The sequence below is a fragment of the Rhizobium binae genome (assembly GCF_017357225.1).
GTDB lineage: Bacteria > Pseudomonadota > Alphaproteobacteria > Rhizobiales > Rhizobiaceae > Rhizobium > Rhizobium binae.
In genome coordinates, this window is the sequence record NZ_CP071608.1 from 70,636 (window position 1) to 96,682 (window position 26,047).

Here is a 26,047-nt window from a genome sequence, read left to right on the forward strand (position 1 = left end):
TCCCCCTCTCGGCCTTCCTTCAGATCGAAAAATATGCGCTGACGATTACAATGGATCTCTGCACACTGATTGACCGCAATGCGGCGGTTGCTCCAAACAAGGCCGCAATTCATTTCGAGGGTGAGACGCTAAGCTACGCCGCGTTGCGGGGATCTATCGAGCAAGCCGCCCGTGCCCTGAACAAAGAGCTGAGAGTCACTAAAGGCGATCGAGTCGCCATCCTCAGCCTGAACCGGCCCGAGTATCTAATTCTTCTCTATGCCTGTGCGCGTCTTGGCGCAATTATGCTGCCTTTGAACTGGCGGCTCGCGCCGGCTGAGCAGCTCTTCATCTTGTCCAATGCCGGAGCAAGGGTATTGGTTGTCGAGCAGGAGTTCAACAGCCTTCTGCCGCATCTGGCACACACACTGCCCGACACCTCAGTCGTCGGTTTGGACTTCACGCCCCCTCGCGGGAGCACATGGGGTAACCTGTTGGCCCAAGGCCGCGGTGATGGCGGTAACTCACATGCTGACTTGAGCTGCCCGCTTCTGATCGTCTACACTTCTGGCACTACCGGGCGGCCCAAAGGCGCGGTCCTCCGACAAGAAGCTTTGCTCTGGAACGGGGTGATGAGCCAGCACATGCATGCTCTGACGTCGGAAGATCATGTGTTGTCGGTACTACCGTTCTTTCACGTGGGTGGGCTCAACATTCAGACCACTCCGGCTTTGCAACATGGTGCGACGGTCACTATCCATTCCCGATTTGCGGCAGGTGCGACACTTACTGCATTTGAGCGCGATCGGCCAACACTAACGGCATTGGTTCCGACGGCCATCCAAACATTGACTGACCACGACGCGTGGTGGACGGCAGACCTGTACTCCTTGAAGGCCGTTTCAACGGGCTCAACGATTGTGTCCCAGGCCCTGATCGAGCGCGTTACCGCGCGAGGGGTACCGGTCCTTCAAGTGTATGGCTCCACAGAAACCTGCCCCATCGCCATCTACACGAGGCTTGGGGGTGATCTCTCACGCTGCGGGTCTATTGGCCTGCCGGGTCTATGCTGTGAGGCGATGATCATTGATGAAGCCGGCAAGGAGTTGCCGGCGGGTGCCCCAGGCGAAATCGCAGTGCGCGGCCCGAATGTCTTCTGTGAATACTGGGGCGATCATCAAGCGACCCGCGAGGCACTGTGTGACGGCTGGTATCGCACTGGTGACATCGGGTACCGGGATGCCAGCGGTCACTATTGGGTTCGCGATCGCAAAAAGAACCTCATTATTTCCGGCGGAGAAAACATCTATCCAGCCGAAGTCGAGCGTGTGCTCGGGGAGCACCCTGATGTCAAGGAATGCGCCGTTGTCAGTCGGCATGATTCGCACTGGGGCGAGGTGCCGGTCGCCTACGTGGTCAGGCGGGTGGGGGCACGGATCGAAGCGGAAGCATTGGCCGCGCATGTGCAGTCGCAGGTCGCTCGCTTCAAGGTCCCGCGGGAGTTCATTTTCACGAGGGAATTGCCGCGAACAGCCTTGGGCAAGATTCAGTACTCGATTTTGAAAGAGCTTCAAGCGCGGTCCCCCAATTCCGAGAATTAACCGCCCCCTTGTTCCGAGATGATGCCGCCCCCGGATTGGGGTGTTTATCCGGGTGTCCTGCTGATTGAGACGTTCGTCCTTTGAAAGGAAGGAACGGGATGCCAGCGGAGAGACTAAAGATGCGGCGTGTCCGCGAGATTCTGAGATACAGATTTGAGCTAGGGCTCGGCCCAAGTCGATTGCGGCGCGCGTTGGTGCGGTCCCGGCGGTAGCAATCGGGGGGTACTCTTGTTTTCACTGCGTTAAGTTTACGCTGCCTCCATGAACGCTCCATCCGGCCTCCACGGGACCTGAACCTACTCAGTACATACAGGCGCCAATGATGACTTGTGCCGACGAGACCAACGAAGGGGACATCCTCCGGATCTTAATCGGAAAGATTGAACGAAACTCTGAAGATTGGCTTCTCGTGACAATGCAAGAACTATTCGGTCCACACTACGAATACGCCGGCCTTCAAATGTGCCCAGCGCACGGCCGCGCTCCGCAGAGCTTCGACAGTCGGCTTACGGTTCGCTCGCCCATGCGAGACGTCGCGCCGAGTTTCCGCTTTCCGTCCGTGGGATGCTGCAGAGGGCGATGTCACGTTATCAGCCTATGCGACGGAATGGCGCTTCAATATCGAGCAAAAGGTATTTTCATGAACAGTCATGCTCAACCTCTCTATAAAGGTATCGAAGCGCCTGATCGCTATACGCACCATCACTTCGATCGATCTATCACCGGTGACATCAAGGCTCTTGCGACTGACAATTGGCATGGCCCATTTTACATCGTTAAGGACTATGCGGTGATCGCTACCCTTGTGTGGCTGGTGGTTGATGTAAGCTGGTGGTTTTATCCTCTCGCGGTAATCATGATCGGCGCGCATCAAAGGGGCATTTCCACCATTTTGCACGATTCCGCGCATGGCGTTCTGACAAAGAATCGCTTGCTGAACTTCCTGCTCGGCACGTGGCCAACCGCCTGGCCGATCTTTCAGCGCCACTTTGCCTACAAGGAGTCTCATGTCCATAATCATCACCCCTTCCTTGGCAGAGCCGACGCCGATCCCGACCTAGAGTTCTTTATAAAGGAAGGCGTATTCACGCCGCGGACGGATCGTTCCTTTATCTGGAAGATCATTGTTCTTCCGTTACTCGGATCGAAGACCTACGCTTATTTCAGGTATCTGGTACGTAACAGATACCAGGTAATTGTCGCTTCCCTTTCCGGCAAGGAGAGCGCTACGCGAGTTCAGCGTGGAGAAGGGTGGCGCTGTGAATTCGATCGCTGGGGCTTCTATGCATTCTGGGCGTCTATTGCCGCGGCGGGTCTGGTCTCCGGCTATTTCCTGGAATTCCTCCTGCTCTGGGTCGTTCCCTACGTCACCTCATTCCATATCATCGGATGGTTCATCGAGATGTCTGAGCACTGCAGCTCCATCGACAACCAGCACGTCAACCTTCATATGGCGCGAAACCGTCAAAGCCGGAACATCGAGAAGTGGCTGACGGGCATCAACAACGACAACTATCATCTCGATCATCACCTCGATCCGACCACCCCATTCTGGCGTCTACCTGAGGCGCACGCCATCCGCATGCGCGATCTCGAATATGCGGCGCACTGCTCCGAGACAGGCGGGATATTTCAGTCTGGCGCAAATGGTGAACCTTCCATTCTGATGCTGATCAGGGACCAGAATCTGAAGCGCTTTATCGAAAGCGCGCTGTTGCCGGCCTAAACGCCAATTCTCGAGAAGAACAGATTTCCGGAGACAACCAATGCCGACCAAAACCCAGAGAAATATCGCCACAACACAACCCGTTCCGGCGCCGGCGCTGCACGTTGAGACGGCGGTGCTTCACGGTAGCTATCGTTACGATCCGACAACACTCGCGACGACTGTGCCGATCTACCTCTCGAATGCCTATGCTTTTGAATCTATTGATCACGCATCAGACATATTTGATCTGCGAAGAGAGGGACGCACCTATTCGCGGTTGATGAACCCGACGACGGATATACTCGAGCAACGCATTGCTTCTCTGGAGGGCGGCGTCGCGGCTTTGGCGACGTCGTCGGGCCAGGCCGCGATTATGCTCGCCATTTTGAATATTGCGGTGGCGGGCGACAACATTGTGAGTTCCGCTCATCTATATGGCGGGACAATCAATCTGCTTTCTAGTACCTTTCAAAGGCTCGGGATCGAAACGCGTTTCGTCGATCCGGGCGATCCTACACGTTTCCGCGAAGCCTCAGACGACCGTACGCGTTGTTGGTTTGCCGAAGCATTGCCCAATCCGAAACTCACACCTTTCCCGATCGTGGAGGTCGGCGCGATTGCACATGAAATGGGCATTCTGCTCATCATCGACAATACCATGACCCCTCTCATCACACGCCCGCTTGAGCTCGGCGCGCATGTGACCTTGCACTCCACGTCAAAATACATCTGCGGCCACGGCACCACGATTGGTGGGGTCGTCGTGGATGGCGGCACCTTTGATTGGGACGCCTGTTCCGAACGATTTCCGTTGATGACCCGCCCTGATGTCTCCCATGGCAATATCCGTTGGCTCGAAGCTGCGCGTGATCTGCCCGGTCCCTATGGAGCCAGCCCTTTCCTGCTCAAGATGCGCAATACGCTCATGCGTGACTTTGGCCCCTGTCCGTCACCATTCGCATCGTTTCTCTGCATCCAGGGCCTGGAGACGCTGCCATTGCGGATGCCGCGACATTGCTCCAATGCCCGCCGCGTCGCTGAATATCTCAAGGAGCATCGGAACGTCCTCGACGTGACCTATCCGAGTCTTGGCGGAACGCTGGAACGACGTCGCGCCGAGCAAAACATGGGCGACCATGGCGGCCCGATGATCGTTTTCGAGATCGCCGGCGGTATCGATGCCGGCCGCCGGTTTATCGAGCGCCTACAACTCGTCTACCATGTTGCAAACATCGGCGATGCGAGGACACTCGCCACGCATCCGGCCTCCACGACGCATGCGTCAGTGCCGCAAGCAGCGCGCCTGGCTTCCGGCGTGCGCGACGGAACGATTCGGATTTCCGTCGGGCTTGAACATGTCGACGATATCCTTGCTGATATCGGTCAAGCCCTTGAAGAGGCCTGACATAGTGGCCGCTATGGCAGAAGACAGCCCGGCAATCGTTGGTGTCGTTTGCAATCGCCAGACGGTCGACGGCGTTGATTATGATGTGGTGCGCGCCCGTTATCTCGAAGCGTTGCACCTCACCGCTGGCGTCGTGCCAGTCCTGATCCCAGGGGGACTTGCCGACAAAGAGTTGCGGACCTGCCTGTTGGCCTTCAATGGATTGCTCCTGACCGGCGCGGCGTCAAATGTATCACCTTCACGATACGGGGGTCCGATGGCTTGCGCCAGCACGCTCGATCTTGATCGCGACAGGACGAGCATCGCTGCGATTGAGATTGCTTTGTCGCTGGGCGTCCCCTTGTTCGGAATCTGCCGTGGGCTGCAGGAACTCAATGTTGCACTTGGAGGCACCCTTTCAACCAATATCTCGGAAGGTGAAGGCCGAGGTGTGCATGTTGAAGATCTGTCTCTCGCGCGTGATCTTCAATACGCTCCCTCACATGCAATTGTCGCTGAAGGTAACGGCCATATCGCGGAGTGCATTCGCCGCCTGAAGACAAATTCTGTTTCAGTCAACACACTGCACGAGCAGGGCATTGCACAATTGGCGGATGGTCTTGCTGTCGATGCGCGGTGCGTGGACGGCGTCATCGAAGCCGTATCGGTAAAGGAAGCAACGACATTTGCCGCAGCTGTGCAATGGCATCCTGAATGGTTTCACGTCGAGGATCCGCTCAGCGGTGAAATCTTCCGCGCCTTCGGTGAGGCGTGCCACTTGCATGTGAAAAGAAAGATGTTACAGCCGTGAAAAGTACTTGTCCTTCGCCAGTTGCCGGCGCTGCTTTCGCCCTTTTTGCGGCTCTTTCAAATGGAACCGTCGGTGTACTGTCCCGCTTCGCCTTCAATGAAGGTCTCGATCATACGGCCGTCGCGTTCTGGCGTTGCGGTATCGCGCTTTCGCTGATTTCGATCATCGTTGTCTGGAAAGCTGGGGGTCTGGCCCGATTAACTGCGGCTTTCGCGGGGTCGTGGAAAATTGCGGTTTGCTCCGCACTTGGCATCTTTACGCTTTATCATTTTGAAACCAGCGCCTTCGCTTATGCGCCGATCCCGCTTGTCGCCATCCTAGTTTTTGCCGGTGGGCTTGGCGCAATCGCGCTCGACATCATCATCCTGAAGGAAAGAGTAACGATGGGGAAAGCGTTTGCCATAGCTATGGTCGTTCTCGGCGGTTTCTTCCTGATCTCTGGCGACGGGCTGGAAACGGGAAGCTTGATGGGCGTCACTCTCGCCCTCATTGCCGGCCTGGGTTATGCCAGCTTCATCTTTGCATGGAAATTCTTCAAACTCCGCTCTTCCTTGGAAAATTTGTGGTTGTTCCTGGCGTATGGACTGGTCATGCTCGCCGTGCCCTATTTCTGGAGCGGTGCACAAATCCCATCAGCAAACGCTTTGCCGAGCCTGTTGTCGCTTGGCGTTATTCCGTCTTTTTGCGGCTTTTACTGCACGATCCTCGCCCTGCGGCATATCGAAGCGTACAAAACACAGGTCATCGAATCGAGCGAGCCGTTCTTTTCCGCGCTCTTTGCCGCCATGTTCTTCGGCGAATGGCTGACAGGTTCAGGAATGTGTGCGTCCCTAGCTATCATTCTTGGTGCGTTAATCACGTCAACGCCTGATCGTCGTTGGCGTCCCCACACAGTTACGTGCAATCGGCGAAAGAGAGTAACGTGACAACACCAACGACGCATCTTCAATGACGCTAAAAAGTTCGGTTTGAACGCGGGTGTTACTGTTCCCTTCCGCGGGCAGGCGGGCATTTCCTCGACAATGAGTTTTGTGCAAAAAGAAGCGAGTGAAATGAAGGACTTTGAAATCAACCACCTCCAATCGGCCGCCTGGGTATTTCATTTGAAGGTCGTGAACACCTTAGACTGCAACGGCGACTATCCCGGCCTGACTGGGCGTGAAAAGGAGTGTCTTTCATGAGTCGCAAAAGGAAAGTCGTCTTGGGACATCTTAGCGATACTCGGAATTTCCTTAAATACAATCAATTATCAATCAAAAACGGCATAAGGAAAATGAAGACCCGGGACAGAATAGTTGAGGTGTTGAGAGCGGCAAGATTTGGATTTGATTGAGTTTCCGCCGTAACCGTAAACAAACGGCGGCTGCAGCGATTCGCGTTCAGGGTTTGACGCGACGCGTCTCGATGGTGTTGTCACGTTAAGTTTCTCTGGCTGGAAAGTCAGCGGCTCGTGGTTATTCAGGCGACACAGGCCGCAATTTTCCATGCATCGAAAGCTTCGAGCCGGCGGTAGCGTATTGTTTGCCCGGCGCGGCGACGGGACGGAACTGAAAAAGCAATTGCGGGTCGCTGAGCGCATGGAGACGAACCGTTGCAACGTGCCTGGTGATCGGTGGCCTTGCGTGGTTCGTTCCCGTTTTCGAAACGGCAGATGGCTGTCTCGGCCCCGATTATTGAGGCCCTGTCCGACCAATGGTCAAGGCCGGGTGCTACTTTCGCCTTTGCTGCACCGTAGAAGCGGAGCTTATCGGTGATGATCCGTTTGGAGCAAAGTCATAGCGCTTCATTAACGCCACCAGCACGCGCTTCGCTGCCCTATCCCGCGGGAATATACCATCAACCAATGCTGAAGAGCGGTATTAAGCGGAAGCAGCCATGGCCGCATAACTTGAACGAAATGGTCCCGAGTAAATCCGGCGCGGTTCAACCTCACGCAAATGCGGGATGTTCTTGCAACACCTCATTTGCTAGTTTTCCTCTGCCGATGTGATCTTCTTGCTGAGGTCCTTATCCGTCGAGCGCACGTGGATGCGCAAAATACGTGAGTTCACTTGCTTAGCCTCTGGATTCGGAACTCGCCTTTCCTGCAGTCGTCGAGCGCGAAGCCAGCGAGACATAGAACGGGGCGCGGCCCCAAACCTCGAACATGATGTCCATTATCTCTGCATTGGCGCAATTCAGCGATTTCATCGCTTGCTCGTACGACGATCGGCCTACCGCTCCGCTTGAGAGCTCATACAATGATCGGCCTTTGTCCCGCGCTTGCCGGATCGCGTCCGACTCCCAGACGGTTGCTGTCAACAGATCATCCCCCAGGGATTCCCGCAACATTGCGATTGACTTCTGCTGTGAGACGTCACGCGGATCGTGCCTTGTCACCAGATATTTGAAGAAATCATGATTTATGGTCCTCCCAGCCCTTTCGATCAGTGCGACGAAATGCGTGAAAGAGTAGAGGGACGAGGTCATTGACACGATCTCAGGCATCTCAGGGCGGACCGTCACAAGAACGCCGGTTGCTGCTTCATATGCACCCGCGGTCAGAAAGTCTCCATCTCCGCAGGCGAGAACGATCACATCATAATCCGCCTCAACTTCCTTAAGCGCAGACACCATCCTGGCGCTAGCGTCCGGGTACCTCAATTTCTCGCCACGGAAGCGCCGGCCACACTCCTCTTCAAAAAAAGAGAGTTCGGCAGAGCCCGGAACGAGATCAAGACCATCAAAAAGGGTGGGTTGGATTGCTGACCGCATACTTTCCTGATGCTCGTCAAAGCGTATCGCCGCATAGATGCTCGCATTGTGGACTGGATAACCAAAGTAGTAAAAACCGAACATCTTAGATAACGAGCCGTGCGAATCGAGATCTATAGCGAGGACGCGGAAACCTTGAAGTGCAAGGCCTTGAGCCAGATAAAACGATGTGGTGGTGCTTGCGGGACCGGCGACTACCGAGATGATCTGCAGCTTATCACCCTCGCGTCGCCGCGGGCGAAACTTCAAAGCCTCTTTTGGACGGGCTGAAGCGAGATGATTACGGAGTTCGTTGATCTGTTCAAGTGTATAGGAGCGTCGTCCTGCGGTCCCAAGCTCGGGTGTCGGGCCTTGCCCATCAATTGACAACTGGCGCAGATAGCTACCCGACACACCGAGAATCTCAGCGACCTCGCCCAACGAGAACGAGCGCAAGGTCCTGAGGGGAAGTGGTGCTCTGGCAGCCACGCCCTGCGCCTTTATGGAAGCCCAAATACTATCGCTATGGCGCCGAACGCGCTCCACTATACGCTCTTCATCGTCTGGTTTCTCGGATTGTGGCATAAATAACCTCGTGACGGGTTTTGTAGTGAATGACGGTTCTATTACGACATTAGGTAGGCAGCAGTCAATATGCTTCGCCTCATCGCTCTATCGAGACGGCCTTTCGTCAGCCTCATATGATGTAGTTGTATTGCTCCTCTTCGTGAAAGCGCAGCGAAGCATTTCCTCGGCGACCCGCTTCGGGCTCGGGCGTGGGTCAGTCTTCGAGCGGAAGTATGTTCCTCCATCGCGGGGGCCTTTGCAGGTGAAGCAATCGATCCAGCCGCGCTGACGGTTCTGCGCAACGGCATGACCTATTATGCAAAGACACTGAGCGGCGTGACGCTGCAGGTCGAAGACGCGCAGAACGACGTTTCCAAGCAGCAGAGCCTGATCCAGAATTTCATCGCCTCCAAGGTCGATGCAATCATCGTCAACCCTGTCGATACCGATGCGACCACGGCGATGTCGAAGCTCGCGGCCGATGCCGGCATTCCGCTGGTTTTACGTCAACCGTCAGCCGGTCAACGTCGACACGCTGCCGGACAAGCAGGCCTTCGTCGCTTCCAACGAGCTGGAATCCGGCACGCTGGAAACCAAGGAAATCTGCCGCATTCTCGGCGGCAAGGGCAAGGCTGTCGTCATCATGGGCGAGCTTTCCAACCAGGCTGCGCGCATGCGGACCCAGGACGTTCACGACGTCATCAAGACGGACGAGTGCAAAGGCATCGAGATCGTCGAAGAGCAGACGGCCAACTGGGATCGTACCCAGGGTGCCGACCTGATGACCAACTGGCTCTCCAGCGGCATCGAATTCGACGCCGTCATCTCCAATAACGACGAAATGGCGATCGGTGCCATCCAGGCGCTGAAGGCAGCCGGCAAGGACATGAGCAAGGTCGTCGTCGGCGGCGTTGACGCCACGCAGGACGCGCTTGCCGCCATGCAGGCAGGCGATCTTGACGTTACCGTGTTCCAGGATGCCGCCGGCCAGGGCAAGGGCTCGCTCGATGCAGCGCTCAAGCTCGCCAAGGGCGAGAAGATCGAAAAGAAGGTCTACATACCCTTCCAGCTCGTGACGCCTGCCAACGTCAAGGACTTCGTCACCAAGAACTGAGTCGAATGCCAAACATGATGCGGGCTTTGCCCGCATCATCTTTTCGGGCGATCGAATCAAATCCTTAAAGATGAAGGGCCCCTGAGCTCAGATTGCTGCGCTTGATCCCCATGCGCCTTTCTCAGGCGATCTCTTCAAGACGACGGCCGATCAACAGCGCCCGGCAGGTTTCTCACAGGCTCTGGCCGAATCTGTGGGCCACGAGCGTATCGCGCCGAGGCAACTCTCGAGTTGTTTGTCCATCGTTCTCCGGTTGGGAATGATCAGTGCATCACTCCCTACGAGCTTCCCTACCGGGGCGAACGCTCCTGCCAGATCAGAAGCTACTTGTCGGCCGTCGTGAGTGTGCGCCGCAGTTGGGAGCTTGGGTTACCTCTCGTCGGCTGCTACGCAAGGGTGTCCGCCCTTCATCGCGTCAGACCTGTTCTCTGCTGCACAAACTGGTAGAAAGTGCGCCCGCGGAATTCGAAGAAACTGTCCGTTGCCGGACGCGGTCGGCAGCGGTGGAGCTAGAAAACGGATGCACGTTTTCCGGCTGCCAAAAGGAGCCTTAATCGACATGAACATGGTCTCGAAGATTGCGAAACCCCCAGTTGCCCCGTCCGTTGGCGCTCTGCTTGCAGAAGCTCGCCTGGCTCGTGGCTATTCGCTGAACGACGTCGCAGAAACCACTGGTCTGACTGTGGCAGAGGTGACAGCTCTGGAGAATGACGCGGATTTCGACGCGTCCAGGATTCGAAGGACTGCATCCGCTCTAGGGATTCTAGAAAAGATATGCGATGCGCCGCGCTGACATCGTTGAACAGCTTCTTCCACGGCTGCACCTTTTTCAAGGAAGGTGGGTGCAGCAACTCACGGGGCGCTTCAATGGGATGCTGTTCAACTCGGGCACGGTTTTCAAGGGTAGGGCAGGGAACCTCGGCTGTGATGTTCGGCAACCAGCTGACTCTTCAAGGGGAATGGCGCGGCTGGCGCAGTTCTTTCGCTCGTAAATTCGGCGTGATCGCCTGCAGATCGGCTCCTGACAACGGTCGAGCGACGGCCGGGACGACGCTGGATATTGGGTTGAATGGTCCTGCGCCGAGCGATGGCCTCGGTCGTGGGCCAGCTCGCACTTGGTGTAGGGGCGCATAATCGTGCGTACGAGCAGATTTCTCCGCCCAGACTCTGTCACGACGATCGCCAATTGTGAACGGGATCGAAGCCCAAGCCTGGCTTGCCCACATTCTCGCCTGCATTGCCTATATGTCCGTCAGAACGCTGATCGGTTGCTTCGGTCGATTGGTAGTCAACTGCATTGAACTGTCGGACGGCACAGCTTCGGCCCGATTTATCGGCTGCAAAGACCCAAATGGGCGTAGATGGGTGCCAGTCGATACATAGCGAGTGGCAAACCGGTCTCCTGACCGAAACCCGTCCACGATAGATTAGTGCCAATTCGGAAATGCAGTCCTTGCCGCCGGGCGACGAGCGTGCCACGTCGATGCCCGCCTTTTAGGTTCATACGCGCTCGCCCCAGTGTGTGACAAAATCCGCCGCAGATTTGACGGCTCTATATTACCCTGTGCTGCTGCTTGCTCGCAAAGTTAGTGAAGCTTCGTGGGCCTTCTGCGACTTATTGTCCGTCAACATTGCGCATCGCCCGCGCGGAGTCGCCCTGCAGCGATATCAGGAGCTGCAATGCTCGATCAGCTAGGCCCGCCGGCACAAAAATATGGTCGTGGTGATATGCAGCCACCATGTTGCACGGTATGCCAGCTTCTGCGAGACAGGCAGCGACGCCCGCCGTGAGGCCGACGCCATCGAGCGCAGAATTCACATTGAGAGTGATCTGGCGCATCGCAAGTGAAGTTTCGAACCCCGCTCCGTGCGCCTCTCCTTTCTCGAGGACGACTGCTAAGCCTTCTCTTTCATGAAATGTCGCGATCGGGTTTAGATTGTGAACTTTGCTCCCTTCATTGGGTAACGAGCAGAACACATACTCGCCGTCTTCGAGCGAGGGCTTCATATTCGACAGCATCTCGAACTTGTCTCGCAACACAGTAGTCATTTTAGCGGTCCCGCTGTCGATAATCATCGTGTCTTAAGGTGGTCAGTCATTGTGTAGGACGGGAACCGGGAGCGAACAAATGAGATTTCCTTAACTGACATAAGGCAGATTGTCGATGTTGGATCGATTCCGTCGCTCAAAGCTTGCGTTGCGAAGGACTTCGACAAGTGCCTGAAGCTGTGATTACAGGTTTTGACCTTGCCCTCAAGTTTTATCCAGTTTTGAGTTCGCTCCAGCGGTTTTTGGTTGCTGTTGTTGGTTCGGTAGCGGCGGGTTGCGGTGCCGAGCCATTTCGGCTGCGCAGCACCGGATAGAATTCCCGGCATTGCAAGTGGCAAACGTTACGCGGCGAAAAACAATCCACGGCGAGGCGCCGAGGCTTTGCGATGCAAGCTCCGTTCGCCGTCGATTCCGGAAAGTGCTCCGCCAATACTGATGACAACGAATGGAACGGCAACAACTGTATGAGTGATGATGACCCTAAGTAGGTATTCGTCAGGCCGAGTCGAGCGAGAAGCACCTGCATCCGAACACCAAGCACCACCGCAGGCACCACCATTGGCAGACGGAAAGTGTGCGGAATGTCCGCGCAACAAAAGGGTTCGAGCTCGAAGGCCCAAAGAAGCCGCCATTTCAAGTAAGGTGGCTAACAACGTAGTCCCGCCACCAATCCTCAGGCTGTTGACGATCGATCGCCGCCACGTGTCCGCCGGAAGCAGTTCCTCAAACCAACGAAGGGAATAGGACGGAACAGGGTAGGTCAGAATTACGCAAGACCAAGGCGGCCGAACGCCTGCTGGAAGCAAGGATACCTGCCGAAGCGCATCGTCACCGACAAGCTCCGCTCCTATGGAGCGGCACGGCGGCAGGTCATGCCTACTCGACCATCGATCGCACAAGGGGCCCGAACAATCGTGCCGAGAATTCGCATCTGCCGCTGCGAAAACGTCAGCGGATGATGCAACGATTTCGCTCACCGGGTGCGTTGCAACGCTTCACCAACATCTTCTCGGCCGTGCGAAATCTCGTCGTCCCTTCACACCCAACGCGTTCCGCCATCGCGGTTCACCTGCATCGTCTCGATGCGTTCGCCCAACGGAAAATGGCTACTGCAGTGACGGCCTGAGCCCGCATCATACCGCAAACGCACCTAGAGAAGTTAATTTGACATCGCCCTTTTCGCCGATCGCACCTTGGTCGTTGGCACTCTTAGCACGACCCCCGTCAAGGTCCACTCCCTGCCCGCCTCTCACGGCATAGCCGCTGGGACGGGTTAATTGGTTTCTCTGCGTTCCGCGTCCAGCCAGTTTTCGAGCTTCAGTCCGGGATACGCCAGGAAGTCCCGCGTGTTGTTGGTCACCAATACCGTGTCCAGAGCGATCGCATGCGATGCGATCAGTTTGTCGAGATGATCTTTCTTCCGGTCTCTCGTCGCCATTCGAACCGGACCGTAGGCACGCGCTGCTGCGATCCCAAACGGCTCTACCGTGATCAGCTCGGCCAGGGCGGTGAGATTATCAAGTTCTCGTGCCGGATCATCGGATGCGGAAACACCGTACTCGAGTTCCGCGAAGGTGATGGCGGACATCACCACGTCCCCCACATAGCAACTGGCAAAGCGGCGAGCGACCTGCTCCGGCTGGTTTTTCATCAGGTAGATACACATGTTCGTATCGAGCATGTAACGCGCCATCAGATCTTATCCCGCTCCTCTTGCTCATGGGACTCTCTTCCGTCGCGCATGAAATCCGGATAGAAGCGGGCGAATACATCCAGAACGCCGGCCAGGGAGCGATGCACAGGACGGATGCGAAGCTCGTCGCCGATGCGCTCGATTTCCAACTCAACATCGGTTCGCTCAAACGCCAGTTCCGCCGGTATGCGAACCGCCTGGGAATTTCCATTCTTGAAAGCTTTAGTGGTGTGCATGTCATCAACCTTGTGTGTACGTGGATGTACTATATCCTAGGCTTTCCAACTTGTACATCCTTAGTGTGTACGTTTATCGCTTGGACGGGCGCATCTCGCAACAGGTTGAGGTCGCTCGTGCCGAATTGTGTGCTGGTCCACCCGCCAGCGGGTATTGGCCCATTCGGGTAACAGTTCGTTCCTGCCCCGCCCAAATCTAGACAGACGATTGCGATGCCGCGCTCACATTTGCAAGGAGCATCCGTAGAAGGCGTATGCGCGTCTCACCCGTGATATGCCGCTCTTACGATAGGCCGGTGCTTGCGCCAATGTCGCCGGCAGCCGCGACTTCGACGGCGTAGTGCGAAAGGCGGTGAAATGTTCGCCGCCGATCTGTGTTGTATCGAGATTGCGATTGGCATGACGGGCACCTATGTCGTCGACCGTGACAAAGGGCGGTGTATTGCAGATGTATGGCTGATCTCCGCTTTGCGGCGGATCTCCGCAACCGACTGGCGATCGTTCCTCCTGGCCGAAGGCGAGCCGACGCCGGACCGCGGAGCTCGCTGCGGAAATTGTCTCGCTATGCCCTCACTAAAAGAAAATTCAATTAGGCACGAAAGGCCTTTCGATGGAGCCGGAAGTTTGTTGGCGCGGCAGCTTTTTGGCTGTTGACGGGCATATAACGATTCTATATCGTTCCGACGGATTAAAAGCAAAATCCATACATAAATCCGTCAGGAGGTAAATTTTGCTCATTTTTGAGAATCCGCGCATGGTCAAGGGGCCCAACTTCCTTGTCTCGGCGATTGAATGAGGGGGTCGAGTACATCTTTGGCGTCCCCGGCGAGGAAGCCCTCGACGTCGTCGCTCCTGCTCCATCTGCATCAAGTCGGCGCCTTCCTGTCACGATGAGGACACCGGCACTCTCTCAAAAGAAGGATACTGTCACGATGGTCCGTACCCGCAGAAGCCATTTCAGAAGACGAGATCACCGGCGTATATTGTCCCACAGATGGAACGCGCGCCACGTTTTGAACTCGAAGCGTAAGCGCGATTTTCAATGCGCATTGACGGCAGTTGACGGACACTTGCGCTTAGCTGGGTAGCAGTACCCAGCTTTATCAGGCCGCAGTGGTCTTGGAGTAATTGAAGGGCAGCAGGTCGCCGATGTCGTCGGCTTCGTCAAGCTGAGGCAGCTCAGTGAGGACGTGGCGCAGCCAAGAGAGCGGATCGACGCCACAGGCGCGGCAGGTCAGCATCAGACTGTAAATCACAGCGCTGGCCCTGGCTCCGTCAGCGGTATCGCTGAACAGCCACGATTTTCTTCCGGTGGCAAAAACTCTGATCTCGCGTTCCAGAATGTTGTTATCGATCGGCATCCTGCCATCGCTGGTGTAGCGCGTCAGATAATCCCATTGGTTCAGGGTGTAGGACACAGCATCGCCGAGCTTGGTATCCGGTACGACCTTCGGCGCGATGTTATCGAGCCACGTCTTTAGGGCGTTCAGGACAGGCAGGCTGTGCTGCTGGCGGAAACGGCGAATGCAATCGGCCTTTGTCTCCCCTGGATCTGGGGTCTTGTCTCTCGCCTGCCTTTCGATCCGGTAGAGCTGTTCGAAGAACCGGAGTGCCTGTTCCGGCGGTCCGCCTCCATTCTTTCTCGCCTTGAGGGCATCAACGAAGCGCCGCCTGGAGTGAGCCATGCATCCGACATGGGTTGCGCCATTCAATGTGCGCCAGGCAGTGTAGCCATCAGTGACGAGTATGCCACGGTAGTCACCAAGGAAGGTCTGCGGATAAATCTGACCGCGGCCGGGCTGGTAGTCGAGAAGCACGATCGGCTCGTCACTGTTCTCGCTGCTGCGGTACGCCCACATGTACGACGTGCTGGTGGCTTCCTTGTCCTTTTCCTTCAGCACCTGAACCGTCGTCTCATCGCCATGGATGAGAGACTGCGATTTCAGCCGCAGCTTCAAAGCATCATAGATGCGGTATAGATGCTTCTCGCTCGAGCCGATGACCCAATGCGCAAGAGCGCCACGGCTGATCGGAACGCCAGCACGCTCGAATGTCTGAGCCACGCGGTAGAGCGGCGTGCCATCTACGTATTTGTGGACGAGAGCAAAGGCGAGCGTCGACGCGGTGGCGATGCTGCCCGGCAGGGGTTGCGTGGGCATGGGCGCGATTACGACAGGCGTGTTAATCCCTGTACGGTCACAGTGCCGGCAGGCGTATTTGAACCGTACGTTCTGCAGGACCTTTGCCTTGATCTCGATATGGAGCTGCTCGCTAACGGCTTCGCCCATTCGATGCATTTGGCTTTTGCAGCACGGGCAAGCCTTCTGATCATCAGCAAGGTCGTATTCGACACGCTCGCGCGGCAGGTCTGCCGGCAGAGGCCTGCGTCCCCGCTTTTTGCCCGTAACGCCCTCGGCCGCAGGCAAGCCAGTATCCGGAAGCTCGACGTCATCGTCTTCCTCGCTACCACCTTCGACCGCAGCCTCTTCGGCCTCGTTGAAGAGACGATCAATGTGCTTCTCACTGCGGGGTGCAAAGCGATGGAGCTTTGCCAGTGCCAGTTCTTCTTCCAGCTTGACGACCCGCTGCGAGAGCGCTTCCTTCTCGGCTTTGAGCGCGGCGATTTCGGCAGCGTTGGCTGCTAATTGCGCCATCAGTTCTGCAATGCTCGGTTCGCCGGTGCGCGTCATCAGATTCTTGAATCTGAACCGCCCCTGCGCGTCAATCTCAATTCGCCATCCTCAGCCAGCAATCTGATACTGCCGCACGGGATGGCGGACCATCGCATCGATATCGATGCCGTCGAGGATCCAGTGGAGTTGCTCTGTCGTCAGCGTCACCACCGCAGTTTCCCGACGGGGCCACCTGAACCGGTCTTCCGTTAGCTTCTTCAGGACCATAACAAACCCGGACCGATCAAAGAACAAGAGCTTCACCCGGTCACGCCTGCGATTGCAGAAGGCAAACACCGATGGAGCAAACGGGTCCAGCTCCATCACCTCTTGCACAAGGACCGCGAGGCTGTTGATGCCCGCGCGGAAGTCGATGGGTTCCCGGTGGAGGTAGACCTGCAGATCAGCGCCCAGTCTGAACATGGCTCAACGCTCCTATGATTGCCGCCAGACCATCGACATCGCTGCATTCCAGCGTCAGGCTGACCCCGTTCGGCAGCACCGCGCTCAGCTTGGATGCATGAGATCGCTTGCCCACCGGCTCCACCTTCGTCAGTGGACCGCTGGCAGAAGACGAGTGCATATCCGTAGCTATCTGAACCGGAACGAACGTAGATACCGCAGGCAATGCACTATCTTCTTTGGCTCTCTTCACCCATTTGCGAACGAGATTGGCGTTGACGCCGTGCTCCAGAGCTAGACGCGAAACCGAAACGCCGGGCTCTAAACACGCTGCGACAAGCTGATCTCGGGAGGAAGGGTCATATCGACGGCGACCGTCGCGGCCAACAAGCCGCACCTGCAGTTTAGGAGCATCGTCCATGATTTGGTGTCCACCTGTTTTTGGTGGACACTTCATGCATCAGAGCACTCCGCTTCAAAAGGCGCATAGAAATTCGCGCTTACGCATGTGTGATTATGCTTGCAGCTCAATATACCCCGTCGATCGGCTTGGGTGGTCACTCGGATCTGAGCCCTTTTTCCAGTTTGCCGAGACGCCGGAATGGACACCAGAACAAAGCTACGCGAGCATCTCACACGACCAAGATGGCCGCTGGGTGCCGGTTGATCACCCAGCGCTCGTACGCAAGTAATGAGACTGGATATCGGCAGCGGGGGAGGGGGCGGCGCGGGCAATCATGGACGACATCGATCAGGGTGGACGAGTCATCCTTGCGCATGTGAGTGTAGCTGCTGCTGAATGACGTCTGTGTGGACGTCGATGCGATAATATTTGAGCGTAGGCAAACGTACATCTTGCGCCAGACGCTTTCTCATTTATGAGGCATCATATATCTAGATGTATGAGGGTCTTATGGCAACCGGATATATGCTGTTGACAGGCGCAAGCCGCGGGATTGGCCACGCAACCGTAAAGTTTATTTCAGGAGAAAGGCTGGCGCATCCTCACAGTGTCGCGACAGCCATTTTCAGAGGAATGCGCCTGGCCGACAGCAAAGGAGAGTCACATACAGGCTGATCTTGCAGATCTCTCTCAGGTCGGCACGCTAGTCGCAGCGGTTAGGGAGCGTCTTCCTGATGGGAAGCTTCACGCACTGGTCAACAATGCCGGCATTTCGCCCAAAGGCCCGGGCGGATCAAGGCTGGGCGTTCGCGGAACCGATGCTGAAACCTGGACGAAAGTGCTGAACGTCAATCTGATCTCGACGGCGCTGCTCGCGCGGGCACTCCTGCCGGAGCTTGAGGCGGCCAAGGGTCTCATTGTCAATGTGACCTCGATCGCGGGCTCGCGCGTTCATCCTTTTGCGGGCGTTGCGTATGCGGCGTCAAAAGCAGGCCTCGCTTCCTTGACCCGCGAACTCGCCCATGAGTTCGGCCCGCGTGGTGTGCGTGCAAACGCGATCGCTCCAGGCGAAATCGAAACCAATCCTGTCGCCGGGCACCAACGCATTGGTCGAGCAAGAAGTCCCGATGGCTCGGCTTGGAACGCCCCGCGAAGTGGCAGAAACAATATACTTTTTATGCAGTGACGCCTCCTCGTACATCAATGGCGCCGAAATCCACATCAACGGCGGACAGCATGTCTGATCTGCCGAGGGGAGGGGCGGTCGTGGAATGCGATCGGCGGGCACCGTAAACTTAACGCTGTTCGCAGATAGCCGTATTGGCGCGGAGCCCCCAAGCGAGCGGGAATTGGGTGGAGGCCGGATCACGGTCGATAACGTACGGCCTCGGCCGTCATACCTTCGACAGACGAAACATCCGTCACTCGATCCCCACTAGCGACCAGAAGCTCTCGCCTTCTTTGGGGCCGAAATACCGCTTTCCCGTTCAAGCTTTTTGCGAGCGAGTTTACGGACGCGCCTGATACCCTCGGCCTTCTCACGAGCACGTTTTTCGAACGGCTTTTCAAAACGCTCCCGAAGTCGCGCCTCCCGGAAAACGCCCTCGCGCTGCAACTTCTTTTTCAAAAAACGGAGCGCTTGCTCAACGTTATTATCACGTACCAAAACTTGCATTCTAAACTCCCTAGGATCACTGACGCGCCTCATTAGATCCATGTGCTTTTACGAGCAAGGCTTGGAAGACCGTTTGCCTAAATTCTTTGTCGTCACTGTTTCATGGCACGATCGCGAATGGGCTAGAGGTAAACTTTGCCAGCGGTTGATGGGTCAGAAGTTCATATCCTTTGAAGACCGATGAGCTTTCGGTGTCCATATTGTTCAAACTCCGATTTTTTGATGGTGCCATTTCCGTGGCGATCTGCTGATTTACAATCCATTGCCAATGGCTTCCTGAGGACCTATTGAAGATTGCGGATTCTCGCCTGCGCTGTCGCGACGATCCATTGCTTTGTCCTCAGTTCCGGATTTTCATGCACCATGACGTCGGTCACGACCGCGACGCTATCCGCCCCGTGAGCAAGGACGTCTTCGATCCGTTCGACATTCAACCCGCCGATGGCGACCAGAGGCAGATCGCCGATGCGCGATTTCCATTCGCTCAGCCGCGTCAGTCCTTGCGGTGCCCATTTCATCTGCTTGAGAATCGTCGTGTAGACCGGGCCGAGTGCGATATAATCAGGCTTTGCTGCCAGTGCGGTTTCCAACTCACGTTCGTCGTGCGTTGAGAGGCCGAGTTTCAGGCCGCTCGCTCGGATCGCGTCGAGGTCCGCTGTCGCGAGGTCCTCCTGGCCGAGGTGTACGAAGCCGCAACCTTCCTCGATCGCAAGCCGCCAGTAGTCATTGACGATCAACTGACATTGATGTTTAGCGCAGACTGCTACTGCGCGACGGATCTCGGCGCATAGTTCAGTCTCCGGACGATCCTTGATGCGCAACTGCACCAGCTTGACACCGAGGGGTACCAGCCGGGCAATCCATTCGGCGCTGTCGACGATCAGGTAGAACGGATCAAGCTTCATGTGAATACCGCCTTTCCGATCACCGGCGTGGAGGGGACGGCCATGTCGCGTGGCTCCAGCATGCCGGCGTGAAAGGCTTGATTGCCGGCGGCGATTGCCGCGGCAAAGGCGGCTGCCATCGCCGCGGGATCTCCGGCGCCGGCAACGGCGGTGTTGAGCAGAACCGCATCGAAACCAAGCTCCATGACCGCAGTTGCGTGCGACGGCCGGCCGATGCCGGCATCGACGATCAGCGACACGTCGGGGAAATGCGCCCGCATTGCTCTGAGCGCTGTCGGATTGAGCGGCCCGGCAGCACTGCCAATCGGTGCGCACCAAGGCATGAGCACCTTGCAGCCGGCCTCCAGCAGTCGTTCGGCCACGACCAGATCGTCGGTCGTGTACGGGAAGACTTCGAAACCTTCGCTGACAAGTGTGCGAGCCGCCTCGACGAGACCGAAGACGTTCGGCTGTAGCGTATCATGGTTGCCGATGACCTCGAGCTTGATCCAGTCGGTGGCGAACAGCTCGCGTGCCATCTTTGCGGTCAGCACCGCTTCCGCGACGCTGTGGCAACCTGCAGTGTTGGGAAGGATACGAACGCCGAGCGCGCGGATCATCTCGAAGAAGGCACCACCGCTGCGGCCCCCCGACATCTCACGACGAAGAGAGACGGTGACGATTTCCGTCGCCGACTGCCAGACGGCCTCGGAGAGGACGGCAGGAGAGGGGTATTGCGCTGTGCCGAGCAGCAGACGGGAGTTTATTTCGGCCCCATAGAGCGTCAGCATCCGTCAGCCTCCCTGCATCGGCGACAGGATTTCGATCCTGTCATTGTCGTTGAGCGAACGATCGAAGCGGTCTTCGCGATGGACAAGCTCACCGTTGACGGCTGTCGCCAGCCAGTCACCCTCGTATTCCATCAGGACTAAAAGCTCCGACAGCGTCTCAGCCGCGACATCCTGGGCCTCGCCATTAACGATCACTTTCATGAGGCATTCCTTCCCGTGGTATGTTGGTTGAAGACAAGTTCAGCCGCCTCGGCCGCCATGGCTGGCGCGAGCAGAAAGCCGTGGCGGAAGAGGCCGTTGAGCGAGATCACCTTTCCCTGACGGCTTGCGCGTGGAAGATTGTCTGGAAAGGCTGGGCGGATTCCGACACCCGTTTCGATTATGGTTGCATCGGCAAAGGCCGGAAATAGCGTGTATGCAGAGTTGAGCAGTTCCATCAGTGAGCGGGCGACTATAGGCCCGTCGAATTCCGTCTCGATCATCGTCGCGCCGACCATGAACAGACCGTTTCCTCGCGGGACGATGTAGACGGGGATACGCGGATGGAGCAGGCGGACCGGCCGGGAGAGATCCACGTCGAAGCTTCTAAGGTAAAGCATTTCGCCGCGGACGCCGCGCAATTCCTTTACCTCGCCGATCTGCGCTGCGCCCGTGCAATCGACGACACTGTCGAAGCTCTCGTGCGGCCTCTCGCCCACGAAGGTGACCCCCTGATCCGTCAGCTTGGTGCGCAGCAGACACAACACTCGCCGAGGATCGAGATGGGCTTCGCGGCGAAAGAACAGCCCGTGCCGGAACCGCCCGGCAAGGGAGGGTTCCAGCGCCGCGATCGCCGGCTCGTCCAGCCATTCATAACCCGTCGTGCGGCAGGCAAAGCGTCGCAGTTCACCAAGATCGCGAGCAGAGGCGACCACGAGCGTTCCGTTTCGTCGCACCTCTCCCGGCACCATTGCTTCCCATTTGTCGGCGGCGGTGAGACCGCGCGTGAGTACTGCGTCATCAGTACTCTCCCGCTCGCACCAAGGCGCCAACATTCCGCCCGCGAGCCACGAAGCAGCACGCAGGAAACCGTCATATGGATCCAGCACGGTGACCTCGGCATCTCGAGCGCGCAGTTCATGCGCCACCGTCAGGCCGGCGACGCCGGCCCCTTTGACAAGCACACGCATCTCATTCGCCCGAATGTTGCAGGGTTTGAACTGGCATATAGAGGTCGCCGCCCTCGCGATAACGCGCTGCCATCGCGTCTAGCCCCTCCTTCTGCGCTTCGGCGCGGATATCGTGCGAAATCCGCATGGAGCAGAATTTCGGGCCGCACATGGAGCAGAAATGGGTCACCTTTTGGGCTTCCTTCGGCAACGTCTCGTCGTGGAAGCTGCGGGCGGTTTCGGGGTCCAGCGAGAGGTTGAACTGATCCTCCCAGCCGAATTCGAAACGGGCACGCGAGAGCGCGTCATCGCGCAGCTGTGCTGCCGGATGCCCCTTGGCGAGATCAGCCGCGTGGGCCGCGATCTTGTAGGTGATGACGCCTACCTTCACGTCGTTGCGGTCGGGAAGCCCCAGGTGCTCCTTGGGCGTGACGTAGCAGAGCATCGCCGTACCGAACCAGCCGATCATTGCTGCGCCGATGCCGGAGGTGATGTGATCGTAACCCGGTGCGATATCCGTCGTCAGCGGTCCAAGCGTATAGAAGGGCGCCTCGCCGCAGACCTTGAGCTGCTTGTCCATGTTTTCCTTGATCTTGTGCATCGGCACATGGCCGGGGCCTTCGATCATCACCTGGCAGTCTTTCGCCCAGGCGATCTTGGTCAACTCTCCCAGTGTTTCCAGTTCGGCGAATTGCGCTGCATCGTTGGCATCGGCGATGGAGCCAGGACGCAGGCCGTCGCCGAGCGAGAAGGAAACGTCATAGGCGCGGCAGATATCGCAGATCTCCTCGAAATGCTCGTAGAGGAAGCTCTCGCGATGATGATGGAGACACCACTTGGCCATGATCGAGCCGCCGCGCGAGACGATGCCGGTGACGCGGTTGACGGTGAGCGGGATGTAGTGAAGCCGCACGCCGGCATGGATGGTGAAATAGTCGACGCCCTGTTCGGCCTGCTCGATCAGCGTGTCGCGATACACCTCCCAGGTCAGGTTCTCGGCAATGCCCTCGACCTTCTCCAGCGCCTGGTAGAGCGGCACGGTACCGATTGGTAGCGGCGAATTGCGGATGATCCATTCGCGGATGTTGTGAATGTTGCGGCCGGTGGAAAGGTCCATGACGGTGTCGGCACCCCAGCGCGCCGCCCAGAGCATCTTCTCGACCTCTTCGGCCATCGACGACGTGATGGCCGAATTGCCGATATTGGCGTTGATCTTCACCAGGAAATTGCGGCCGATGATCATCGGCTCGGCTTCGGGATGATTGATGTTGGCGGGGATGATCGCTCGTCCCGCCGCCACTTCCTGCCGGACGAATTCCGCCGTCACATGGTCCGGAATATGAGCGCCGAAGCTCTCGCCGTCTCGAACCATTGCCTCCTCCTGCGCCTTGCGGCCGAGGTTTTCGCGGATGGCTATGAATTCCATCTCGGGCGTGACGATGCCGGCGCGCGCATAAGAGAGCTGGGTGACTGCACTGCCATCCTTTGCGCGCAGCGGCTGGCGTAGCGCGGGGAATTCGGGCGTCAGCCTTTCGCCGCTGGCAAAGCCGTTGTCTTCGGGACGGACATGGCGGCCCTTATAGGCCTCGACGTCGCCGCGGGCGAGAACCCAGTCACGTCGCAGTGAGGGCAGCCCCTGTTCGACACGGATCTCGGTGCCCTCGATCGTATAGGGGCCGGACGAGTCGTAGACGACAACGGGCGGCTCGCCCGATGTCGGATGAAGGCTGATTTCGCGCATCGGCACGCAAATGTCGGGATGGATGTCCCCCCGACTGTAGATCTTCCTGGATGTCGGCAAGGGGCCGGTGGTGACGGTTGGGGTGATATTCTTTGCGGCGATGTTCACGGTTTGAGGCTCCAAGTTTGAGTTTGGAGACCCAGTCCTCAGCCGGAATGATGGAAAGACGCCGGCACGGATTCCACGCGTGAATCCGAAACCTCTCGAGCGCTTGCACCGTCCCTACGCCAGTATGAACTGGATCAGGTTCAACGGGTCACTGCGCGCGATAGCAGTATCTCAGCCCCTTGCCGGGACCCCCCTGGTGAATGCCAAAAAGGGTAGAGGCTTGCCGAGAGGACTGTCAAGTGACCATCTGCGATGGCTCAGGATCGTGCGTCGCCGCGATCAACGAATCGACAAGTCAGTCGCCCGACGGCACGCTTCCGCAAGGCAGGCGCTTTTGTCGCATGCAGTGGCTGTCGATTTTTATCCCGCGCAATTCAGCAAGTATGCTGAGCTACCGAAGCGCTATTGAGAAAGCAGGCGCGGAACTGGAAAGTCTAGTACTTTGTCCGTGTAGCTTTCGACCAAGGCGCTAAACGGCGTGCCGTCTCGAAGTTTCAGTACGGCACGATGTTCGAGCAGGAACGGCGGCAGGCTGAGGGAACTTGTTTCATGCGCTGTTAAGCCGTCCATGTCCCAGCCTTCGGATAGAGGGGACCAGAGCAACTTGGCAGACAGGTTTGTGCGAGTGAAATTAAGAGCCTGAACGGCTCTGCCAAACGCGATATCGCTGGTCTTCAAAGCCTGATTCATCTCTGCAGTTAATTTTGCGGGTACATACCAGTTGTCGGCTTCCGACAAGACGCGGTCGCCGCAGACCAGGCGGACGCGGCGATAAGCGATCAGCTCACCGGGTCCGACGGTCAGAAGTTCACGGATGTGCTCATCGGCCGGCTTGTCTTGCCCGCCCACACGCTGAGCTACAATCTTAGAACCTTCCGGTGCGAGCTTGTGCGCGGCGCACCAGCGATCAAGGGTCAACGTAGCACTGGCGTTACTCAGGAGATTGGCATTCAAGGTCTGAAGGACCGCAAGCGCTTCCACTCGAGATGTTGGCGAGTTCAGCCACTGAGACCCTATAGACGGTTCTTGCGCAATTGCGATCTGGGTGCCCAGCACGATGGCAGTCGCTGCAAGTGCGGCGATGCGAATGCGTTTCGAAGAACAAAATGACACGGAGAACGAATCCTTTCTGCGGTGAATTTGATGGGCGAACCCTGCGCGTCAAATTTCCTTGATTTTGGCAGGCGAGCGCGCGTTGTCAGCGTATTTGATGCCAGCAGCAAGATTTGAACTGCGCCTTGCGGGTACCGTTTAACGGTCGGGTTCCCGATAGACTTTCTTACCATCTTCCGATGTTCCTGCCGTGCTGGTTCACACCTGTTGAAGCCTGTGTGCCCGAGCCGTCCTTTGCTTGCGTCGCATCAAGGTCGTCCATGATATCCTCCATCCGCTCGCCGACTTGTTGTTGGAGTTTGCAAGCGTTGGCGACTGAGCCGATGCTTCCATCCCGGAATATGGAAACTCAATAGACGTGGATTTCAAAGGAGGAACGTGGCGGCCGGTCCAAATTCTCCCAATTCACTTAACGGTTTAGCGCCTTTGTCGTCCTCTCGCTCGTTGCGAGATGTTCATATAGCTGGATCGGATAAAATAGCTCGCAACCGAAAGCAAAATCCAGGAGCCATTGTTGGAAAAAGGTCTTCTTCGTCGACCCGGAGCCCTCCTGCCGCTCGAGTGACAATTGCAGACCAGGCAGCGACACACCGTCGATGGTTGCCAACTGCAGATGCGAGGAGCCAAGGCGCTTGTCTGATTGCTTTTTCTGATGCATGTCATCGTGCTCCTTGTGCAAGCCTCCCGACGATGATGTCGCCGGCAAGATTTCAGCATTCATAGGAAGTAATCTTCCTGCACTGTGCTGTCGTAGCTCCTATTCAGGACAATTCATGAAATACGTCAGCAACGCAACAGATGAGACGGATATATCTTATAGTATATCGTTTTCGTTCGAGACATGGCAAATATCCGTGTGAAAAGTTCGTGAGTGATAGGGTATATTATTGCATATATACTTACATATATTGATTTTCACAGCTTTGGGTGGCTGGATGGAATGGCAGGTCTTTGAAGGCCACGGCAGACGCCCGCTGGTCGAAATGGCAATCGGACGATACAAGGCTATCATCGGGCGGCGTCTGCGGGCCAGGTCGCCCCTAGTCAGCAGATCAACTGCGCCCTTCTCAGGCATGCTTGGCTTTGCGCCCGAAATCCATTCGCCGCACGGCACAATCAGCCGTTCCAAAGATTCGCAAGGACAGCTCGTCGTCGTCGGCGGCGCTCGAAGCTCCACAAGACGTTTAACGGCCAAGCAACAGCGCCCGGCGGATTTCTTACACGGTCTGGCCAA

Annotated in this window: 23 protein-coding genes, 6 pseudogenes and 1 riboswitch; of the genes and pseudogenes, 12 read left to right on the plus strand and 17 right to left on the minus strand. The window is 57.0% G+C overall.

Annotated elements, in window-relative coordinates:
* Positions 1-50: 50 nt before the first annotated feature.
* The 6 genes from J2J99_RS29535 to J2J99_RS29560 all read left to right on the plus strand — a co-directional run bounded on the left by J2J99_RS29535 (position 51) and on the right by J2J99_RS29560 (position 6,664).
* A complete protein-coding gene (locus J2J99_RS29535; RefSeq protein WP_168302103.1) occupies positions 51-1,580 on the plus strand; it encodes a class I adenylate-forming enzyme family protein in 1,530 nt (509 codons plus the stop codon).
* A 607-nt stretch (positions 1,581-2,187) separates the two neighbouring features.
* Complete coding sequence (locus J2J99_RS29540) at positions 2,188-3,306, plus strand: fatty acid desaturase family protein (protein WP_168302094.1); 1,119 nt, start codon at positions 2,188-2,190, stop codon at positions 3,304-3,306.
* Between the two features lie 40 nt (positions 3,307-3,346).
* On the plus strand, positions 3,347-4,693 hold the full coding sequence (locus tag J2J99_RS29545; protein ID WP_168302095.1) for an O-acetylhomoserine aminocarboxypropyltransferase/cysteine synthase family protein: 1,347 nt from the start codon (positions 3,347-3,349) through the stop codon (positions 4,691-4,693).
* A gap of 13 nt (positions 4,694-4,706) precedes the next feature.
* Positions 4,707-5,483 carry a gamma-glutamyl-gamma-aminobutyrate hydrolase family protein gene (locus J2J99_RS29550; protein WP_168302096.1) on the plus strand — a complete coding sequence of 259 codons (777 nt, stop codon included), beginning with the start codon at positions 4,707-4,709 and terminating at the stop codon, positions 5,481-5,483.
* Positions 5,480-6,409: a DMT family transporter gene (locus tag J2J99_RS29555; protein WP_168302097.1), complete on the plus strand. Its 930-nt coding sequence runs from the start codon at positions 5,480-5,482 to the stop codon at positions 6,407-6,409. The genes J2J99_RS29550 and J2J99_RS29555 overlap by 4 nt, the downstream gene beginning before the upstream one ends.
* Positions 6,410-6,424: 15 nt before the next feature.
* Positions 6,425-6,664 carry an autoinducer binding domain-containing protein gene (locus J2J99_RS29560; RefSeq protein WP_281438384.1) on the plus strand — a complete coding sequence of 80 codons (240 nt, stop codon included), beginning with the start codon at positions 6,425-6,427 and terminating at the stop codon, positions 6,662-6,664.
* 277 nt (positions 6,665-6,941) lie between these two features.
* Here the strand turns inward: J2J99_RS29560 and J2J99_RS34790 are convergent.
* A pseudogene (locus J2J99_RS34790) lies at positions 6,942-7,300 on the minus strand (DDE-type integrase/transposase/recombinase); the annotation flags it as partial.
* A 238-nt stretch (positions 7,301-7,538) separates the two neighbouring features.
* Entirely contained in the window at positions 7,539-8,801 is a 1,263-nt protein-coding gene (repA, locus tag J2J99_RS29565; protein ID WP_168302098.1) for a plasmid partitioning protein RepA, read from the minus strand.
* A gap of 255 nt (positions 8,802-9,056) precedes the next feature.
* Here repA and J2J99_RS29570 point away from each other — a divergent pair.
* Positions 9,057-9,897: pseudogene (locus tag J2J99_RS29570) on the plus strand (sugar ABC transporter substrate-binding protein); the annotation flags it as partial.
* A gap of 559 nt (positions 9,898-10,456) precedes the next feature.
* Entirely contained in the window at positions 10,457-10,690 is a 234-nt protein-coding gene (locus tag J2J99_RS29575) for a helix-turn-helix domain-containing protein (protein ID WP_131702551.1), read from the plus strand.
* An 822-nt stretch (positions 10,691-11,512) separates the two neighbouring features.
* Here J2J99_RS29575 and J2J99_RS29580 read toward each other — a convergent pair.
* Together J2J99_RS29580 and J2J99_RS34285 are read right to left on the minus strand one after the other, a co-directional pair.
* Positions 11,513-11,947: an ACT domain-containing protein gene (locus J2J99_RS29580; protein WP_131702666.1), complete on the minus strand. Its 435-nt coding sequence runs from the start codon at positions 11,945-11,947 to the stop codon at positions 11,513-11,515.
* 302 nt (positions 11,948-12,249) lie between these two features.
* Positions 12,250-12,753, minus strand: a pseudogene (locus J2J99_RS34285) (ABC transporter permease); the annotation flags it as partial.
* Between J2J99_RS34285 and J2J99_RS29585 the strand changes: the two are divergent.
* Positions 12,748-13,073 (plus strand): annotated as a pseudogene (locus J2J99_RS29585) (DDE-type integrase/transposase/recombinase); the annotation flags it as partial. The pseudogenes J2J99_RS34285 and J2J99_RS29585 sit on opposite strands and share 6 nt — an antisense overlap.
* Before the next feature lie 147 nt (positions 13,074-13,220).
* Here J2J99_RS29585 and J2J99_RS29590 read toward each other — a convergent pair.
* Both J2J99_RS29590 and vapB read right to left on the minus strand, forming a co-directional pair.
* On the minus strand, positions 13,221-13,640 hold the full coding sequence (locus tag J2J99_RS29590) for a type II toxin-antitoxin system VapC family toxin (RefSeq protein WP_018496488.1): 420 nt from the start codon (positions 13,638-13,640) through the stop codon (positions 13,221-13,223).
* Positions 13,640-13,876: a type II toxin-antitoxin system VapB family antitoxin gene (gene vapB / locus J2J99_RS29595; RefSeq protein WP_168302099.1), complete on the minus strand. Its 237-nt coding sequence runs from the start codon at positions 13,874-13,876 to the stop codon at positions 13,640-13,642. Before vapB ends, J2J99_RS29590 begins: the two co-directional genes overlap by 1 nt.
* Before the next feature lie 357 nt (positions 13,877-14,233).
* On the opposite strand from vapB, the gene J2J99_RS29600 reads away from it, so the two are divergent.
* A complete protein-coding gene (locus tag J2J99_RS29600; RefSeq protein ID WP_168302100.1) occupies positions 14,234-14,530 on the plus strand; it encodes a hypothetical protein in 297 nt (98 codons plus the stop codon).
* A 449-nt stretch (positions 14,531-14,979) separates the two neighbouring features.
* On the opposite strand, the gene tnpC is transcribed toward J2J99_RS29600, so the two are convergent.
* From tnpC to tnpA, 3 genes are read right to left on the minus strand one after another with little or no spacing between them, the layout of a single operon-like run.
* Positions 14,980-16,566: an IS66 family transposase gene (tnpC, locus tag J2J99_RS29605; RefSeq protein WP_207600943.1), complete on the minus strand. Its 1,587-nt coding sequence runs from the start codon at positions 16,564-16,566 to the stop codon at positions 14,980-14,982.
* A gap of 51 nt (positions 16,567-16,617) precedes the next feature.
* Positions 16,618-16,971: an IS66 family insertion sequence element accessory protein TnpB gene (gene tnpB, locus J2J99_RS29610; RefSeq protein ID WP_168302461.1), complete on the minus strand. Its 354-nt coding sequence runs from the start codon at positions 16,969-16,971 to the stop codon at positions 16,618-16,620.
* Positions 16,952-17,371 carry an IS66-like element accessory protein TnpA gene (tnpA, locus tag J2J99_RS29615; RefSeq protein ID WP_205919397.1) on the minus strand — a complete coding sequence of 140 codons (420 nt, stop codon included), beginning with the start codon at positions 17,369-17,371 and terminating at the stop codon, positions 16,952-16,954. The genes tnpB and tnpA overlap by 20 nt, the downstream gene beginning before the upstream one ends.
* A 492-nt stretch (positions 17,372-17,863) precedes the next feature.
* Here tnpA and J2J99_RS29620 point away from each other — a divergent pair.
* A pseudogene (locus J2J99_RS29620) lies at positions 17,864-18,597 on the plus strand (SDR family NAD(P)-dependent oxidoreductase).
* A gap of 191 nt (positions 18,598-18,788) precedes the next feature.
* Here the strand turns inward: J2J99_RS29620 and rpsU are convergent.
* From rpsU to J2J99_RS29660, 8 genes are all read right to left on the minus strand, one after another.
* Complete coding sequence (gene rpsU, locus J2J99_RS29625) at positions 18,789-19,028, minus strand: 30S ribosomal protein S21 (RefSeq protein ID WP_168302348.1); 240 nt, start codon at positions 19,026-19,028, stop codon at positions 18,789-18,791.
* Positions 19,029-19,312: 284 nt separating this feature from the next.
* Complete coding sequence (locus J2J99_RS29630; protein WP_168302349.1) at positions 19,313-19,933, minus strand: thiamine phosphate synthase; 621 nt, start codon at positions 19,931-19,933, stop codon at positions 19,313-19,315.
* A complete protein-coding gene (locus J2J99_RS29635; protein WP_168302350.1) occupies positions 19,930-20,703 on the minus strand; it encodes a thiazole synthase in 774 nt (257 codons plus the stop codon). The genes J2J99_RS29630 and J2J99_RS29635 overlap by 4 nt, the downstream gene beginning before the upstream one ends.
* Positions 20,704-20,706: 3 nt before the next feature.
* A complete protein-coding gene (gene thiS, locus J2J99_RS29640; protein ID WP_128412792.1) occupies positions 20,707-20,904 on the minus strand; it encodes a sulfur carrier protein ThiS in 198 nt (65 codons plus the stop codon).
* Complete coding sequence (gene thiO, locus J2J99_RS29645) at positions 20,901-21,872, minus strand: glycine oxidase ThiO (protein WP_168302351.1); 972 nt, start codon at positions 21,870-21,872, stop codon at positions 20,901-20,903. The genes thiS and thiO overlap by 4 nt, the downstream gene beginning before the upstream one ends.
* Position 21,873: 1 nt before the next feature.
* Positions 21,874-23,700: a phosphomethylpyrimidine synthase ThiC gene (gene thiC / locus J2J99_RS29650; protein ID WP_168302352.1), complete on the minus strand. Its 1,827-nt coding sequence runs from the start codon at positions 23,698-23,700 to the stop codon at positions 21,874-21,876.
* A 93-nt stretch (positions 23,701-23,793) separates the two neighbouring features.
* Positions 23,794-23,905: riboswitch (TPP riboswitch) on the minus strand.
* Positions 23,906-24,102: 197 nt separating this feature from the next.
* Positions 24,103-24,813: a hypothetical protein gene (locus J2J99_RS29655; RefSeq protein ID WP_168302353.1), complete on the minus strand. Its 711-nt coding sequence runs from the start codon at positions 24,811-24,813 to the stop codon at positions 24,103-24,105.
* 409 nt (positions 24,814-25,222) lie between these two features.
* The gene (locus J2J99_RS29660) at positions 25,223-25,534 is read right to left on the minus strand and encodes a hypothetical protein (RefSeq protein WP_168302354.1); all 312 of its coding nucleotides are present in this window, start codon (positions 25,532-25,534) and stop codon (positions 25,223-25,225) included.
* A gap of 208 nt (positions 25,535-25,742) precedes the next feature.
* Here J2J99_RS29660 and J2J99_RS34795 point away from each other — a divergent pair.
* Positions 25,743-25,936: pseudogene (locus J2J99_RS34795) on the plus strand (IS5/IS1182 family transposase); the annotation flags it as partial.
* Positions 25,937-26,047 lie beyond the last annotated feature (111 nt).